Origin of the sequence: Muricauda sp. MAR_2010_75, from assembly GCF_000745185.1 — a bacterium.
Classification (GTDB): Bacteria; Bacteroidota; Bacteroidia; order Flavobacteriales; family Flavobacteriaceae; genus Flagellimonas.
The window spans coordinates 3964690-3980836 of sequence record NZ_JQNJ01000001.1 but is presented as its reverse complement, the minus strand read 5'-3'; the positions used below and the strand labels follow the sequence as shown (position 1 = coordinate 3980836).

Annotated in this window: 16 protein-coding genes; 7 read left to right on the top strand and 9 right to left on the bottom strand. The window is 40.7% G+C overall.

Translation table 11 applies throughout. The features are described from left to right. Window positions 1-14: 14 nt before the first annotated feature. Window positions 15-644 (top strand): NAD(P)H-dependent oxidoreductase, encoded by a 630-nt coding sequence (locus FG28_RS17930; protein ID WP_036385321.1) that lies wholly within the window; start codon window positions 15-17, stop codon window positions 642-644. Window positions 645-862: 218 nt separating this feature from the next. Beyond that, the gene (locus FG28_RS20300) at window positions 863-2011 is read left to right on the top strand and encodes a serine hydrolase (RefSeq protein WP_081894450.1); all 1149 of its coding nucleotides are present in this window, start codon (window positions 863-865) and stop codon (window positions 2009-2011) included. A 26-nt stretch (window positions 2012-2037) separates the two neighbouring features. Here FG28_RS20300 and FG28_RS17920 read toward each other — a convergent pair whose 3' ends face one another. The 6 genes from FG28_RS17920 to FG28_RS20880 all read right to left on the bottom strand — a co-directional run bounded on the left by FG28_RS17920 (window position 2038) and on the right by FG28_RS20880 (window position 9835). Continuing rightward, the gene (locus FG28_RS17920) at window positions 2038-5445 is read right to left on the bottom strand and encodes a PVC-type heme-binding CxxCH protein (RefSeq protein WP_036385319.1); all 3408 of its coding nucleotides are present in this window, start codon (window positions 5443-5445) and stop codon (window positions 2038-2040) included. A gap of 224 nt (window positions 5446-5669) precedes the next feature. Continuing rightward, complete coding sequence (locus FG28_RS17915) at window positions 5670-6077, bottom strand: hypothetical protein (protein ID WP_036385317.1); 408 nt, start codon at window positions 6075-6077, stop codon at window positions 5670-5672. Continuing rightward, window positions 6077-7471, bottom strand: coding sequence for a hypothetical protein (locus FG28_RS17910; RefSeq protein WP_036385315.1), 1395 nt, complete (start codon window positions 7469-7471; stop codon window positions 6077-6079). The genes FG28_RS17915 and FG28_RS17910 overlap by 1 nt, the downstream gene beginning before the upstream one ends. A 7-nt stretch (window positions 7472-7478) precedes the next feature. Continuing rightward, window positions 7479-8093, bottom strand: a complete 615-nt coding sequence (locus FG28_RS17905; protein WP_036385313.1) for a hypothetical protein — start codon at window positions 8091-8093, stop codon at window positions 7479-7481. A gap of 592 nt (window positions 8094-8685) precedes the next feature. Next, window positions 8686-9558: a hypothetical protein gene (locus FG28_RS17900; protein WP_036385311.1), complete on the bottom strand. Its 873-nt coding sequence runs from the start codon at window positions 9556-9558 to the stop codon at window positions 8686-8688. 1 nt (window position 9559) lies between these two features. Continuing rightward, window positions 9560-9835: a hypothetical protein gene (locus tag FG28_RS20880; RefSeq protein WP_036385309.1), complete on the bottom strand. Its 276-nt coding sequence runs from the start codon at window positions 9833-9835 to the stop codon at window positions 9560-9562. Between the two features lie 114 nt (window positions 9836-9949). Here FG28_RS20880 and FG28_RS17890 point away from each other — a divergent pair, with 114 nt between their 5' ends. After that, the gene (locus FG28_RS17890; RefSeq protein WP_197062629.1) at window positions 9950-10549 is read left to right on the top strand and encodes a LexA family transcriptional regulator; all 600 of its coding nucleotides are present in this window, start codon (window positions 9950-9952) and stop codon (window positions 10547-10549) included. Window positions 10550-10871: 322 nt separating this feature from the next. Here the strand turns inward: FG28_RS17890 and FG28_RS17885 are convergent, their stop codons facing one another. Further along, a complete protein-coding gene (locus tag FG28_RS17885) occupies window positions 10872-11504 on the bottom strand; it encodes an AbiV family abortive infection protein (protein WP_036385308.1) in 633 nt (210 codons plus the stop codon). Window positions 11505-11539: 35 nt separating this feature from the next. After that, the gene (locus FG28_RS17880; protein ID WP_036385306.1) at window positions 11540-12004 is read right to left on the bottom strand and encodes an AbiH family protein; all 465 of its coding nucleotides are present in this window, start codon (window positions 12002-12004) and stop codon (window positions 11540-11542) included. 65 nt (window positions 12005-12069) lie between these two features. Here FG28_RS17880 and FG28_RS17870 point away from each other — a divergent pair. Continuing rightward, window positions 12070-13199 (top strand): IS3 family transposase gene (locus tag FG28_RS17870; RefSeq protein ID WP_156102245.1). Its coding sequence is split into 2 segments (ribosomal slippage): window positions 12070-12331 and window positions 12331-13199, totalling 1131 coding nucleotides; the frame shifts between segments, so codons are not numbered across the junction. Window positions 13200-13220: 21 nt separating this feature from the next. Here the strand turns inward: FG28_RS17870 and FG28_RS17865 are convergent. Next, a complete protein-coding gene (locus FG28_RS17865; protein ID WP_156102324.1) occupies window positions 13221-13859 on the bottom strand; it encodes an AbiH family protein in 639 nt (212 codons plus the stop codon). 364 nt (window positions 13860-14223) lie between these two features. On the opposite strand from FG28_RS17865, the gene mbpA reads away from it, so the two are divergent. The 3 genes from mbpA to FG28_RS17850 are packed head-to-tail and all read left to right on the top strand — an operon-like array spanning window position 14224 to window position 15875. Beyond that, window positions 14224-14520, top strand: a complete 297-nt coding sequence (gene mbpA / locus FG28_RS17860) for a mobilization protein MbpA (protein WP_036385302.1) — start codon at window positions 14224-14226, stop codon at window positions 14518-14520. Further along, the gene (locus tag FG28_RS17855) at window positions 14517-15386 is read left to right on the top strand and encodes a relaxase/mobilization nuclease domain-containing protein (protein ID WP_036385301.1); all 870 of its coding nucleotides are present in this window, start codon (window positions 14517-14519) and stop codon (window positions 15384-15386) included. Before mbpA ends, FG28_RS17855 begins: the two co-directional genes overlap by 4 nt. 21 nt (window positions 15387-15407) lie before the next feature. After that, window positions 15408-15875, top strand: a complete 468-nt coding sequence (locus FG28_RS17850) for a DUF6730 family protein (RefSeq protein WP_036385299.1) — start codon at window positions 15408-15410, stop codon at window positions 15873-15875. Window positions 15876-16147 lie beyond the last annotated feature (272 nt).

Below are 16147 nucleotides of genomic sequence, written 5' to 3'. Positions count from 1 at the left end.
ACATTTTATAGGTTATGAGATTATTGGAAAGTTTAAAATGGCGTTATGCCACAAAAAAGTTTGACTCTTCGAGAAAAGTCAACGAAAATGATTTGGAAAAACTGAAAGAGGCCGTACAACTATCTGTATCGTCATACGGATTGCAACTGTATAAGGTTTTGGTGATTTCCGATAAGGAGACACGCGAAAAATTATTGCCCTTTTCATGGGGACAATCCCAAGTTACGGAAGCTTCACACCTTTTTGTTTTTTGTAATTATACGGAGCACAGGGAAGAAGACGTGGATGCGTATATTGCTTCAACGGCCAAAATACAAGGTACTACCTTGGAAAAGTTGACCAGCTATAGAAATTTTATCAAAGAGAGTCTTTCGCGGATGAATTGGTCTGAATGGCAGGCCTGGTCCGAAAAACAGACCTATTTGGCATTATCGAATTTATTGACGGCCTGTGCCGAACTTAAGATTGATGCTTGCCCCATGGAAGGATTTGACAGGGAGGACTATAATAAGATTCTCAAGTTGGAAGAAAGAGGGTTGAGTACCAGTATTATTGCGCCAGTAGGGTATCGGTCAGCCGATGACCATACCCAATTCAGAAAAAAGGTACGAAAACCCATTACGGAAATTTTTGAGATGTTTTAGACAGTACCCATTTTTCTAAGCGGCATTTCGGAAAGTCTACGGGAATAACGCCTTTGAATAAAGAATCCTGGTTTCATCGGATGGCTCAAAAACCCCTGTCCAGAGTTAGTATACTTTTTGATTTGGGCGATAAAAAGCAGTAAACATTCTACTTGTTAACCTATTTTTTACGATTGAAGAAATGAAGATGGGTAATTTCGTGCAAATAGCACACAGTCATGAAAACCAGACTACTTTTCCTATGTACAATACTGTTGATCACCGTTTCCTGTTCCAGTGACCCAAGTCCAAGCCCAAAGGAAAATGAAGATACACAAATCACCTTTGAAGATTTACAAGTTTCAATTCGGAACATCCTGGATAATGAAACTGTTTTAAATGATGTAAAGGGAATCTCTGTATCGGTACATATTCCCGGTGAGTCAGTTTGGAACGGGGTTGCGGGCAACGCTATCCCCGGCACTCCCATTACGGTCAACACCAAGTTTGCTATTGCCAGTATCACAAAAACTGCAATAGCTGCGGTTATGCTCCAATTGGTTGAAGAGGAAAAACTGTCGCTGGATGATCCATTGAGTAATTGGCTTCCGTCAATTGAGAATATTGATCCAGACATTACTGTGCGGCAGTTACTGCGCCATCAAAGTGGTATTTTTGATTATTTGGCAAACCCCAATACGCCTACTTCTTCAGAGTTTGGTGATACAGACGGTTGGACCCCACTCGAAATCTTGGAGACCTTTGTGGATGCGCCTGTTTTTTCTGCGGGACAGAATTTTGGATATTCAAATACCAATTATATCGTTTTAGGAATCATTATAGAGTCCATTGAAGGAAAAACAATTGGTCAAGTGCTTAGAGACCGATTGTGGAACCCACTTGGATTGCAGTCTTTTTATTTTTTGGGAGAGGAAGAAGCCCCGGAACCGCTGGCTGACGGATGGTCAGACATGGACGGTGATGGGGTCAAGGACAATATTGACTTTCTTTTGATAAACCAAGAAGCCCAAAGTTTACGATGGGCTGCTGGTGCTTTGGTGGCAACACCCAATGAAATTGCAATATGGGCCAAAAAGCTCTATACCACCAATGAAGTTTTAACCAGTACATCCCAAACCGAAATGACCTCATTTGTGTCGTTCACCGACGGTGTTTGGACGGGATATGGTCTGGGTGTGCAACGTTTTTCGTTTCAGGGAAGAACCCAATGGGGGCACTTGGGCGGTGTTAGGGGGTATCGCGCCCTATTTGTATACGATGTTGAGTCTGGGGCAATTATTTCCTTATGTACCAATGTCTCTGCTGTGGACATTTATGCCATTATGGAAGATGTTATGGCCGAGTTTGTGGCGTATAGTGGAACTTGACATACCCACTAAATGCAATTATTGCATTATTTCTCTAGCTTAAGACTACTCAGATATTCTATCAAATCCCGAAGTTCGCGTTTATTGATTAGTTTTCCCATTGGCGGCATTCCTGAAGGAGAATTACGCCTGCTCTGAATGCGGGAATGTGCCACTTCAAGCGGTTCGGCGTCTGAAGTTCTAAGGATAAGACCTTCTTCGTTCTCTTCTTCCAACAACCCTGTGACCTCTTGTCCGTTGGTCAATGTCAAGGTAACGCTGCCATAGCCTGGAGCAATCCGTTTTGAAGGTTCAATCAAAGCTTCCAAAATTTGTTCTCGAGACAAGGTGTTTCCAATATCATCCAAAGCCGGACCTACTTTACCGCCAGAACCTTTTAATGCATGACAACGTACACATTGGGCGGTAGGATTACTTACAAAAACAGTTTGACCGTCCCACCAACTGCCACCATGGAGGGTTTCAGTATAGGCTCCAGTACCATAGCCTTGATTTTGTAGTGCAGCGAGTTGGTTCCCGAGCTTTTCGGAACCACTATTTGAAGCGGCTTCAATCAAATCTAACATAACGGCTTCATCAATATTTCCACGTGCGGCCCTTTGTAATAAACTCAAAAGAACAGCTTCACTTTTTTCCACTGGCATTTCTGACAAGACCTCCAGCAAAGCTTGTTGTTCACCGATACCACCTTTGTCAAAAATAGGATTTACAACACCTGGTAGTTCATCTTTACTAAGGGAAAGTTCTCCTATCAACCCAACGGCGGTTCGTCTCACTTGAGCATTTTCATCACCCATGCCCAAACGCATCACCTGCGCCAGTTGATCATAACCTACATTGCCCAAAGCCTTCAAGGCTTCTGACCTTGCCAAGGGTGAAGGATGACTTCGCATGAGTTGAACCAAACGGTTTTCATGTCCTTTCAATTGAAGGGACGACACCAATTTTAAACCACCTACCAATACTTCTTGGTTATCATCATTTAAGAAATCGGATAAACTTCCGCTTATTTTCTTTTGAATAGGTTCCAATGGGCGTGATATTTCGCCCAAGTGGTGACCATCTACGCGATCCATAACTGAAGGTGAGGCCCAAGTGCTCAAAGCGGCCAAGGCTTCTCCTCGTAATACGGGAGGAGCGCTTTTGTTCTTGGCATAATGAATCAAAAGGTCTAACTGTCTTTCACCTCCGACTCGAAGCGCAGCATTAATGACGCGTCGCATGAGCGGTTCTGAACTGGATTTTGGATTTTCCAACAGTGCCGCCAACTCAGGAAGGGCTTTTTCAATCCCCTTGTCGTCATTGATGGCTCTGGCGGCTTCAGTGACGATATATTCATCGGCATCTTTTAAAAAGGTGGCCACTTGAAGGCTTTTCATTCTCCGTAGAACCAAGACAGCTGCAATTTTCAGAGAACGATTTTCACTGTTTGCCAAGTTTACCAAAGGCTCAACCTCTCCAATTCGTGAAAGGGCCAATACCCCCGCGTGACGGAGGTAAACATCCTTATCGGCATTCTTCGCCAACATATCCAATAAAGGCTGAACGGCATTTTGCGCCTTAATGCGACCCAATGCTTGGGCAGCAAAAAACTGTACTCTGGGACTCTCTGATTTTAACAGGCTTATCATTTTGGAATTTCCTTCGGTATAGCGTAAGTCTCCCAATACTTTTAAGCTTTGGGCAACAATCTCCTGATCCGTGTCGTTCAAAAGGTTCTCTAAAACATCGGCTTTGTCCAATTCTTTGGCCGCGAGTTGGCCAATGCCCCAAATGGCATGGATTCGTGCCAGTTGATGGTCATCTTCCTGAGCTACCCGCTTCAATTTCCGATAGCCCCAAAAGCTACTTTTGGCCAATTGAAATTGTGCTTTTTGCCGGATACGCATATCGGGATAGCGTAGTAATTCGACCAGTTCATCATTGCTCAATGCTGAAAAGTCCGTAGTCATCCATTCTTGGGTTTTGGCACGTTGTTCGGCCAAATCGTTTTCTGAATCGGTAACATCCAGTTTCCAAACCCGTCCGGAATTTTTTGTGTCCCAGCCATTGAGCCAGTCTGCAACGTAAAGGGCGCCATCTGGCCCAAACTTGATGGCGGTGGGCAAAATACCGCTCAACACATCCGTTTCTGAGTTGAGCTCAAACGAAGCTCCTTTTGGTTTTAAATCGAAGGACCAAATATGGGATAGGGCAGGGTCGCCCACAAACTCAACCAAGAAGAATTTGTCCACCCAATCTGAGCCCAAAGCTGTCCCGGGATTAAAAAGCATTCCTGTTGGACCATTGTGGTAGTTCATAATGGGGGGAATAATATGTGCCGCTTGTCCTTCCCATCGGGGGAGGAAGAACTTTTCATCCATCCAAACCCTATATCCATTGTTTTTTGGGTCAGTATACTTTCCATATTGCCAATTGGAACGCCATCCGGCATCAGAACCTTCAACAATATGGACCAACCGTTCACTTTCTCCTCTATGGTCGCCATCATTATCGGAAGAGATGATATTGCCATACGTGTCAAAAACAAATTCGTGTGTATTCCGAAGGCCATGGGCAAACACCTCAAAATTGGACCCATCTGGATTGCTGCGTACAATGACCCCTTGGTTGGGGTATGGATATCGATTTCTTTCTTTATCAGTGATGCTTGCCCCAATGTCACCAATACCCCAATAGAGTTTGCCATCGGGCCCCATGATTGCACCGGACATGCCGTGACCGCTAAAACCAATATGAACACCAAAACCCGTTGCCAGTGAAGTCTTTGTGTCAAAGACTTCGTCACCGTTGGTATCTTCCATACGCCACATATCTGGTGCAATACCCACAAAAAGAGTTTCGTCATCTACAAGCAAAGCGTTGGCCACATCGGTTTCAACAGTATGAAAATCATGGACAACGCGAGTTGCTTTTTCGGCAACGCCATTATTGTCTGCATCTTCCAATCGCCATATTTCTTCCTCTTCCACGGCTAAATCCATCCAGTCATGGTTGCCATCTCCATTAAGGTCGGACAACCAAGCATTTTCTTCACTTTTAGCTGTTGAAAAGGTTTCATGCAGGAAAGCTTTGCGGTCAGTGACCGTTTTAAAACTATTGGAAGCGGTCATCCAATGCCGATAGCCACGAATATCAAACTCTGAATTTTTTTGGCGGTTGGTGCGGGTAAAGAAGATACGGCCCTGCGCATCAATATCCATGGCAATGGGGTCTGGAGCCAGCGTGTCAGGCGCCCAAAGACTAAGTTGAAGCCCATCTGCCAATTGGATTGAGCCCATCTTTTCTGCCTCAGCGACTTTTTGGTTGAGGTAGACTGAGTCCAACTCAATTACAACTGGGGTTTCTAAGGGTTTAAGGGGTTCTTTTTTACAGGAAAAAGCAATGAGCAATCCAAGGAAGATGCCCAGATTCAAAAGTTTCGTACGCCTCATTTTTTTGGTTTCGTTCGTTTGGCGCGAAAAAGGTATGAAAAAAGGTGTGATTCTTACACCCTTATCGACATGTAATTACCAATATTTTTCTTGGAGAGGTTTTTAGGTTTGTTGAGTAGTATTGGAAAGTAAAATTGAAATAAGCTCATCAAGCCTGAAGCTTAAAAAAAGCCCCTAATACAGGGGCTTTTAATTTTTGTTGATTTATTGACAGCAAGAAGGGCTCATATAGTTTTAACCCTTGTCATTTCGTTACCACAAGCATCAGAACCCGATGTTTTTAGAATATTGTTTTCCACCACTATGGTTTCATCCCTCCAGGTTGCCGCTCCGGAAGTGTTTCTCCATTTCACCTTTCCAGTATACACGCCAGTGCTTGTCTGGGTTAGAAAAAAGCCTATTTCATCCACGGCAAACTTGAACCTTCCAAGTCCCCCAAGCTTTGAATAACGCCCTTCGATCTCTCCATTTTCGTTGGTATAAAAGGAAACGACACGTCCATCGCAGCCTTCCCAAGACCCAATAATGTCTGTATTGGTGGAGGACACTACAGGGCTTACAGATTTGCAGCTACCGAAAATAAGTAAACTAATGAATATCAGTGGGATAAACTTTATTTTTTTCACTTTCATCAGTCGTTTCTTTGATATTTGTCTTTCATAAATTCAAAATACATATAGCCAAAACGGTCATACCAGTCTTCAACCCCATACTTGGCTTCACAGATGTTGAGTTCCATCATGGCATCGGCTAGACTTTGAAGAAATTCGGCATATTTATTATCGTAAGCCTGTTCGAGTTCTGTTACTGACTTTTCAATATTTCTTCTTTGCGTTTGCCATGCCATACCGCCTACACCACTGGGAGTAAAGCCGGATACATCATCCCCAAAAGAAATTGCGGCGTTGGAAAAGTCCTTGGTACACTTATAGATAGTGGCCAGCTTTTCAAACTGGTATCGCATATTGTTAAACTTCTTTCGCGCTTCCAGAAAACATGAGGCACACCCTTGGTCTTCCTCCTCTGAAATATCACCATTGTCATCAAAATACAAATCGGTGCAAATGGAAGGAATGGAAGGAGCTTGTGCTGGTGGTGCTGAACTGATGCATTTGCCCAGCCCATTATTGTAGGTATTATAAAGTAACTTTACATTGTCCCATTGTTTCCTAATGGTTGAGATGGTCTTGTCCAAATTGCCCACAACTTTATCCACTGCTTTGCGCTCGCTTTCTAAAACCTGCAACTGACGCATAACCATTTCATGTTTTGAATCCTGTTCCTCTTTCCAGCTTTCAAACTCTTCCATGGTCAACACGGCACCCCTATCCTGACTAAAGCTTGATAACGGCATTAATGATAGAAGCACCAGAATTACCGTAGTCCCTTTTCCTTTCCTACCCATGAGTTTACCGGCCAAAACACCAATGACCAATAAGGCAACCCCAAGGGCAATATATAACAGGTAGTTGGTCTTTCCGCCATTACCGCCCATCTCACCAGCTTCACTGGAAGGAGCTTCACCATTGGATGTCATTTCATCCTCATTGATGGTTCTAAAGGCGCTGCCGAGATAGGTTTTCTTTTCTGGGCTAGCCAATACGGTAATGTTATAGAGTGAGTTGTTGGGTTGGTCCGTTTCCACTTTTATTCCGAAACTTCCCCAAGTGCGTATTTTAAAGTCAACCATCCCATCTTGTGCACGGGCAGTATTTTGTTCGGCCTGCACTGCTTCCCAATTATCTTTTGCCAAACTTACCTTTAGTGGAGTGCCATCAACACTGGTTACCAACACGTCAATAAAGTTGTAGAGGTCGTGTCCCGTGACATAGTGGTACATTGCGGAATCTTTCAATCGATTAAAATAAACTATGCCCAGTTCTCCTTCGTGTCCAGTTCTGGTATCAGCCATCAGTTTTAGTTCTACAGGTTGAATTGCTTTGTTCAAGGTGAAAGGTTGGGCATATCCTTGGAATGCTCCAATAAACAAGAGGCAGAACAACAGGATGTTTTGCAATGGTTTCATCTTAGCTTTAGTTTTGATAGTGATTAATAAGATAGTTGGCAATTTTATAAGTATTCTGTTTCTGCTCTTCCCTTTGGGAGTCGGTGAGTTTGGGACCATCGGGGTTCAAATAACTATAACTAACTTTTATAGGGTTCCCATAGTTGGCGTTCAGCAGTAGCAAAAAGCCTTGTACAGGGTGTCTTTTTATATAGGTATCACCGGACTCACTTATGCTGACATCGATCATCTCATTTTTTAGTCCACTTTTTATTTCATCTTCAATGATGTTTTTGTCTCCCCATTTTTCGAGGTTTATCCCGTAATTGACCGTGAAATTCCCCGGATGGGTTACTTTGTACCAACAACTACCTTGATAGTTACTTTGTTCTTCCACTTGGTCATCGCTGTACCCTAAAGCCACGGCCAATTGAGAGGCAGTTAGTTTACAATCCTCGCCTGGAGCGTATAACTGGGTATAATCCCCTTGTTGTTCAAGATCTATTGAATTGCTTGTTGGTGCCTTTACTTCCGTTTCAGAAGTGTCTGAAGCCGAAGTGGTGTTTTCCTTTTTTTTGGAGTCGCCACAGGCGGATAACAGCAACATGGATAAAAAAATGGTGAAGATGTTTAAGGTTTTCATGCATATAGCTTTATGGATTTAGGTTATGATTGCAAGTGAACCAACCTATTTCCTGATTATTGAATTAAGACTTTTGTGATTAAAGCATGAGGCTGGAAGAAGCTTGGTAATTAATGAAACCTCAAGCAGGGAATTGGCATAACTGTTATCTGTCATAGTCCAGTCTTTTAAGGGGTTGCTTGGGGAACTACACCTTTATGCTGGTTAACCATTTAAGATGATTTCATTACTAATATACAGTTATTCAACTTATTATAGTTTGAATAGGATGAAAAATAGATGAATGGTAACGCTTTGTGGTAGGCTGGAGTTGTAGAAGAATACCAAGCAAAACAATGTAAATGATTGATTAAAAATGCTTTAAACGATTTTGGAAGCTCCTTTTGGTGAAAAATGTGCTGTAAAATAAAACCCCGTAAATCAATTATTTACAGGGTTTCTTGTTTTGAGATGGTGTCTCTCAGCGGAGGAAGAGGGACAAGAACTTAAATTATAAATTATTGATAATTAATAATTTAATGATATTAAATTTATATTACTCACCGATTTACTCACTTTAAAGATTGACTGTGAAATTTATGATCAATAAGTTTTAATTGGCTATCTCGGAAAGAAATATGATCCCATCCTCAACACGTTTCTTAATTTTTGAAAGCTGTGTTAAGGAAAAGGTCCCTGAAGAACCGTGCGTTCCGTCATTAAATAACCTGAATAACTCAATTATATTTGACATATCTTCTTCAACGAAGTTTTCGAAATCATTGTCTAACAAGTTTTTCTGGGAAAGCAGAAATCTGATTTTGGATCGTCGAGTAGGTTTTCCATTATCTGTCAAATCGCAATCTGGAAGTAAAGATATAACATGTGAGTCTGGCGCCTTAATTTCAAGTATTTGGGTGATGATTTCTCTAGCACTAGTACAGAAATGCCTAGCAGCATCAGGATTTCTCGGATTTAATGAAAATATTGCTCCTTGCCATCTACTGTGCAAATCCAATGAAATTCTATTTAGTTCACTTGTTATGGTGGAAGTATTTAATCCAGAATCCAGGTCGTATTGTTCTGAATCAACCAAAGCGTTAAATACCTCTGCACTATTGGCTGCTTCTCTTTCGGATAAATCTACATAGCGATTATATCGCTCGCTAAGATTGCCATGACCAGATTTTTGGTCAAGATACTCATAATAGGTGTTCAGTGTTACAACGGAACTTTGGTAAACTGTATATCTTGAAGTCGTAGAAATCCGGCTCAATTTGTTCAGTTCAGTCTGAAGACGTCTCCGATTTGACTTAACCCGTTGGTTGTAAGCATTTACCTCACGATTATAGTCGTCAACTGACTTTTTGACTTTTTTATTATAATCCTTTACTTGACGGTTATAGTTATCAATGGCTTTCTTTTGTTCTCTTTGTAGTTTTCGCACATAGTTATTGTATTGCGAAACTGTCATTCTTTTTGGCATCTTACTTTCCTTGTTTGTTATACTTGGGCTGGGATCTTCTAATAATATTGACTTCTTTTTTTCTAGCATCCTCAATTGAAGGCATTTGTTCAATTTGCACTTTTGCTCCTGGAATTTCATTTAGATGTTCTCCGATTCTTTCTTGAACCCTTCCTCTTTTTGCTGTTCCAGTGTAGTTATTTGTCCCACCTGCTGTCGTAATCTTATATACCACAGGCTTGTTATTAGGAAGATTTTTTATGCTCTCTTTTTTATAATTTACTGTTTTCTTTGCCATGACGATAAGATTAAATTGATATATTCGTTCTATTATTATTGGAACACTCAAATTTATTCAATAATTAATAAATTTCAATTGTTCAAAAAAAAGTTGAACAAAAAGTTATTAACAATGAATCTTCACAGAACCCAAGAGCGACTTCTAGATTTGCTTTCCAAAAATCTCGACTCTCCATTATCAATGAGAGACTTACAGGAAGAGCTAGGGCTGTCATCTCCTAGCCTTGTTTACCACCATATTAACCAATTAGAGAGTAAAGGACTGCTTAAAAGAAATCCTAGCAACCCTTCTGATTATCAAATTTTATCTACGCCTGAGGAACCAATTACTTTTCTAAACCTTTATGGGCCAGCCAAATGTGGTCCTGACGGAACGATTCTTTCTGGTAACCCAATTACGCGAATACCTTTACCTTCAAGTTTAATTTCATTTTCTGTCGATCAAGCATTTTTAGTGCAAGCCGAGGGAGATTCAATGGTTCCAGAAATAAGAAATAAAGATTTAGTAATAGCGAAAAAACAGCAATCTGCAGAGAATGGTGAAATTGTAGTCTGCAGCTTGGATGGAGGAGTTAGAATAAAAAAATTTCGTAGGGTAACTAATGAAGTATGTATACTGGAATCAATTAATCAAAATCACGACCCAATCGTAGTGAAAGAAGGTATGACTTTTAATATTGAAGGAATATTTAAAGGATTAATTCGGAGATAAATTGATTAAGTTACATACATTTGAAACGGTTGTTCTATTGTAAAGCAAGGTAAACCCAAGTTCAACTCTCTCTTAAGATGTGTCATGCGTGGCAATCCTTAGTTTTTGCCCCTTAATTGCAAAAGAAGACCATCTTTTAGAAGACTTCCTTATTTGGTAAAACACAACAGCGAGCGAAACAAGGTTTCGCGCTGCAATCGTCCCAAAACTTACCAAACTAATTTACTAAGCAAGGCGATATTCATTTTTATCCAGCAGAAAATGTAACTTTATTTTTTTACTAAACTTTTTGGATTTTCAAAAGTAATAATAGGCAGTGTGGCTACTCTGTTTGATGCTTTTTAATAACACTTGGATCTGTTAATATCTCCTTACTGTAGACTGCATATTCATAGATATTCTTGGCGTTTCTCAATGCTCTTTTAAACACAATCGCTTCTGTTTTAATTGGGATGTTCCATGCACCTTTTTGCTGATTTAAACCCAGATACAGGCCATAATTTTTTTGAACATTTGCTTTTTCGAACCAATCAAAAGTATCCATCATTTCAGGTATGGATTTAAAATTTTGAAAGGCCCAATCTACAGTTTTCATTATTTTGGGGTTTTTTCGGGCTACTTTTCTTCTAAGTTTTCGATCATGCCTAACTTTCCCATATTCCTCTAAAATTTTGAATCTGAATCGATCCATTTGTTTGAAGAGTTCAACGATATACTCATGTTTGGTTTTGTGGCTTTTGAATATATCTTCATAATCACTTATTTTTTGATTTGGATTGACACTTTGCTGTAATATAAACACTGCTTTTATAGATTCTTCTGCTGAAAGGATACAAAGTGATGTTCCAGCTCCACGGTTATTCATTTCAGACGCACATGTTGCAATATCCAACAAAGATTTTGCATTATCCAGAGCATGCCTGTAACCGTCTAAATAAAACGCATCATTTTTCATAGAAGGCACTAAAGAGGGCTTAGGGAGCTTTCAATTTAGGGGAAAAAAGCACTTTTCGATAAGGGAACCATTTTTTTTCTTTTGTCCAGTTCATTGGAAAAAATTCTACTTGCCATTTTATTGAGAACATCAAATTCTTTTTCCACAAATTCAGGGGTGTGTTCTAAATCCTTTCTTTTGAAGCAATAAAACTTCCCCAGTTTAGAAGAGTTTATTATTTCACTTAATAACGCTTTGTCTGTTTTTCCCAAAGAATGACCAATTACCAATACATCATACTCATTGTACTTGTTTAACGCACGTTCGTAAAGTTGTGAGTAGTTGTCATATTTGCTGTATGCTTGGTTTTTATAGTTTTCAATTAGCTCGTCGATTTCTAAATCTCTCATGATTTGATAGTTTTCATCGGTATCATCGCCGTACCCAAACACTATCCAATCATTTTCCAAAGATCCATGAATATAATTTACTTCAATATTCTGTTTTGTCTGGTACTCCAATGTAAGCTCCCCTTAAAACCGAACTGTTTAAAAGTAGAATAATAATCTTAATTTTAAACAGCATTATGAGGAAGAGCAAATTTTCACCAACACAGATCGCAAAGATTTTAAAAGAGTTTGACAACGGCAAGTCCGTTGCCGAGATAACCCGTGACCATGGGGTCAGCTCCGCCGCATTTTACAAGTGGCGTTCGAAGTACGCCGGTATGAGCGGGAAGGAGCTCAAGCGCATCAAGGAGCTCGAGGAGGAGAACCGCAAGCTCAAGCAGATGTACGCCACTCTGGCCCTGGATCACCAAATGGCCAAGGAGGTCATCGAAAAAAAGCTCTGAGGCCCTGCCGCAAGCGCAGCATTGGCAAAGATCTTGCCCATTACGGCATCAGCAGGGCGTGCCGTGTCCTTAACATGAGCAAGAGCGTTTACTATTACAGTCCGTTGCCAAAGGATGACGGGGAGATCGAGAAGGCCTTGCGGGAAAAGGCCAGGGAACATCCGGAGGAGGGTTTCTGGATGGCCTATCACCGTTTGAGGGCAGAGGGAATGCCATGGAACCATAAGCGCGTCCACCGTGTCTACAGGGCACTGGGACTGCCCTTGAGAAGAAAGGCGAAGAAACGCCTTCCGGCACGTGTGAAAGAGCCTTTGGAGGTCCCGGCGGAGGCCGACCACACCTGGAGCATGGATTTTGTCACCGACGTCCTGGAGAACAAACGCCGTTTCAGGGCACTGAACATCATGGACGATTACAACAGGGAGGCACTGCACATCGAAGTGGATTTTTCCCTGACCAGCAACCGTGTGGTCTGGGTGTTGAACCATCTGATCAACAGAAGGGGAAAGCCCAAGCGCATACGCATGGACAACGGTCCTGAGTTCATCGCTAAGCTAACGTCCCAATGGAGCAAGATGCACGGAATAGAGTTCAAATATATACAACCGGGAAAACCGACCCAGAACGCATTTGTGGAAAGGTTCAACGGCAGTTTTAGGAGGGGGACCCTCAACAGGTTCATCTTTGAGGACATCGACCAAGTAAGGGAACAGGCACGGATTTGGATGAACGATTACAACAATTACAGGCCACACAAGGCCCTTGGATATGTGTCCCCTAAACAATATCTGGAACTCAATTCCTTGTGCGGTACCGCACAAGGAATTAAAAACGATAACTTTGATGAAGTTTTAGAAAAATAAGCAGTTCTATCTAAGGGAAGTCTACACCAATAGATAATCTTCGATGGTTGAGGTATAGTTAAAGTTGAGGATGTAAACATCTTTTACCCCTCTGATATGAGTGTCAAAAAATCTCTGGACTTTTGGATCCTTGGCAATGGGTATAGTTTTGAGATATTCAACAAGGGCTTTTTTAATTTCGTCAAACTCCATGTTCAGCTTCAATAAGTCTTTTTTGGCAGCTGCCCTGTTCCCTCCTTGTGCTGTTTCTTTATGGATTAAAAGCTCATGGAAATACGCCCTTTCAATATCAAACCAATTGTCGTATCCACCTTTATATAGTTTACCGAGAAATGAGTTGGATATAACTGTGTCAAGTTTATAAGAGTTATCTTTTAGATATTGTGCTGCACTTGATAATTGACCTGTTGCAATATCCATGTAAACCTTATTGATAAAGGCATCATGATGGTGACCATTTTTTCTGGTTTCAACCAAATTCCCAACAAAAAGGGAGTTTAAGAGTTCATTTCTCCTTGCAAGGTTTACGACAACCTGTTCAATTTCGGGAATTATTCTTTTTTCAATATAGTGGTTTGCGAAATCTGCGTATGAAGTTGGCATTTTATGGTGTAGGTCAAAGCCATTTCCAATAATCAAGATTTTAGGTTGAGCTATCACGATTGTAGTTATTTAAGAACGACATCTGCAAACCTACTTAAAAGTAACCATACCTTTTCCAGATATTTCTTTCTAATGTCTATTTGATTTTATCTCATTAACAATCAAAGTAAGTAATTGATATTGGCTATTAGTTGTCTTATGATTCATATTTGTTATGGACCAATATCCCTCAAACTTTCCAAGAATTCTTGATTTTTATTGAAAATTCTTTAAGCAAACCTTCTTTATAGAGTTAAAAAATTTCCTTTCGCCACTGTTACTTATACTGTTGTCTAATTTGAAATTCGTAGGCAATTCAAGATGTGTCTTTGTGGCAACAAAGACAATCTTGCTTTGCTCCCGATGGTCGCAAAGAAAAAAAATGAAAAGGGACTATATCAAATTTAGATGTACCATATACGAAAAGAAGCTGCTCAAAAAAAGGGCACAAAGAGCGGGCGTTTCCCTATCGGAATATTGCCGGAGTTCCGCTTTTGGCAACAATATCATCGAACGTTTGACAGCGGAACAATTGGCCCATTACGCCATGCTGGTAAAGTACAAGAACAACTTCACAAGAATTGGGAACATGTTCAAAAAGCGCAACCCCAAACTTGAACAGGAAGTGAAACAACTGGCCGAGGAAATCAGAAAGCACCTTTATATTTTCAAGAAATGATCGGCAAGGGCAGATCCATATCACATACCAGGGCATCCATCGGCTACGGATGGAACCAAGAGAAGAATGCCGAGATTATCCATAGCCAACATTTGGCAGGGCAGACACCAAAGGAAATTACAGACGAGTTCAAGATTATACAACAGCAAAACATGAGGTGCAAGAACAATACCCTCAGCTTTGTATTGAGTCCGACAATCGAAGATGGCAAGGAGCTAAACCAAAAGAAACTCAAGGAACTCACCCAAAGGTTCATCAAGCGAATGAACCTAAAAAACAATCAGGCCATCGCTTTTGTGCATAGGGACAAACTACATACCCATATCCACTTATATGTCAATAGAATAGGTTTTGATGGAAGGGCATACAACGACAGCTTTATTGGAAAACGGAGTCAATTGGCCGCTCAAGAAGTTGCCAAAAAAATGGGTCTAACGACCGTAAAAGAGGTACAACAAGAAAAACTGAACGAGATAAAGCGAATACGAAGCGAAATCAAACGAATCCACGAAAAGGTAATGGAAGAGAAAAGACCAAAGGATTTTGGCCAGTACATCAAATACATGAAACAGAAAGAAGTAAAGGTCATTCCTTATATCAACAAATCGAACAAGCTGCAAGGTTTTCGGTACGAGTACAAAGGCCATAACCTAAAGGGCAGTGAAGTGCACCGTTCGATGTCGATCAACAACTTGGCCGCCCAACTGTCCAAGAACAATGAAAAGGGTATTCTAATTAAAGGTTCAAATGCCGTCCAGCTTATGGGCAAGACTGTGGAGTTGAGTGCCAGCATAGCCATGCACCTTGCCAAAATAGTGATAAAGAAAACAATAAAAAAAGCACTGGAAACAGGAATAGGGATTTGAACACCAATAAAAAAACATATTATGAAAAAGATGGATGAGATCATGGAATTGCTGACCGAGGAAATCGATGGGTTCAACCGTTCGATTGAAAAACTGGAAGACCTTTACAAGAAACAAGATAATACAACGATAAAAGTGGATTCCTCCAAAATCGAGTATTATGTCAAGGACTTTATTGGACAACAACAGGAAGCAATGGCAACCTATGAAAGGAAGGTAGGGGAAATTACTCAAAAAATAAAATCGGCAATGTTGTTCCCGAAATGGCTTACCGCCCTATTCTTTGTTGTGTTATCGATCACGGTTTTGACCCTCGGGTATTTTGGCTATCATTTCATTCAATTTGAGGAAAATAGGAAGAAGGCTTTTATACAGGGCAGGAGAGAAGCCATTTCCGAACTTAGGAGTTATTTTGATGACCACCCTATTATCTATAAGGATTTTCAAAGATGGTCGAGGAAACAAGATTCCTTGCCTAGCAAAAAGTAGGATGCGCCCTATCGGGTTTTTGCTTTACGCTTATCTTCCTGAACACTACAAAAACCCGACAGGATCCGTGCGCAAAGTTTAAGGGTAAGGATTTGGGATTTAAACTTTACGGGATTAAATAATTCAAACAACCAAAATGTATTCGTTTTTATCCAGAGGCAGGTTTATACCTGTCTCAGATTATTGAGATATAAAATATGCCTTTCCTAGATATTAATCAAATCGGCATAAACTACTTTTAAAAATAGTCCAGAAATCCATTTTGACGATTA

What these genes read in the sequence shown, in the direction of transcription:
- FG28_RS17930 (WP_036385321.1), top strand. Translation starts at nt 15, where the DNA reads ATGAGATTATTGGAAAGTTTAAAATGGCGTTATGCCACAAAAAAGTTT.
- FG28_RS20300 (WP_081894450.1), top strand. Translation starts at nt 863, where the DNA reads ATGAAAACCAGACTACTTTTCCTATGTACAATACTGTTGATCACCGTT.
- FG28_RS17920 (WP_036385319.1), bottom strand. Translation starts at nt 5,445, where the DNA reads ATGAGGCGTACGAAACTTTTGAATCTGGGCATCTTCCTTGGATTGCTC.
- FG28_RS17915 (WP_036385317.1), bottom strand. Translation starts at nt 6,077, where the DNA reads ATGAAAGTGAAAAAAATAAAGTTTATCCCACTGATATTCATTAGTTTA.
- FG28_RS17910 (WP_036385315.1), bottom strand. Translation starts at nt 7,471, where the DNA reads ATGAAACCATTGCAAAACATCCTGTTGTTCTGCCTCTTGTTTATTGGA.
- FG28_RS17905 (WP_036385313.1), bottom strand. Translation starts at nt 8,093, where the DNA reads ATGAAAACCTTAAACATCTTCACCATTTTTTTATCCATGTTGCTGTTA.
- FG28_RS17900 (WP_036385311.1), bottom strand. Translation starts at nt 9,558, where the DNA reads ATGCCAAAAAGAATGACAGTTTCGCAATACAATAACTATGTGCGAAAA.
- FG28_RS20880 (WP_036385309.1), bottom strand. Translation starts at nt 9,835, where the DNA reads ATGGCAAAGAAAACAGTAAATTATAAAAAAGAGAGCATAAAAAATCTT.
- FG28_RS17890 (WP_197062629.1), top strand. Translation starts at nt 9,950, where the DNA reads ATGAATCTTCACAGAACCCAAGAGCGACTTCTAGATTTGCTTTCCAAA.
- FG28_RS17885 (WP_036385308.1), bottom strand. Translation starts at nt 11,504, where the DNA reads ATGAAAAATGATGCGTTTTATTTAGACGGTTACAGGCATGCTCTGGAT.
- mbpA (WP_036385302.1), top strand. Translation starts at nt 14,224, where the DNA reads ATGAAAAGGGACTATATCAAATTTAGATGTACCATATACGAAAAGAAG.
- FG28_RS17855 (WP_036385301.1), top strand. Translation starts at nt 14,517, where the DNA reads ATGATCGGCAAGGGCAGATCCATATCACATACCAGGGCATCCATCGGC.
- FG28_RS17850 (WP_036385299.1), top strand. Translation starts at nt 15,408, where the DNA reads ATGAAAAAGATGGATGAGATCATGGAATTGCTGACCGAGGAAATCGAT.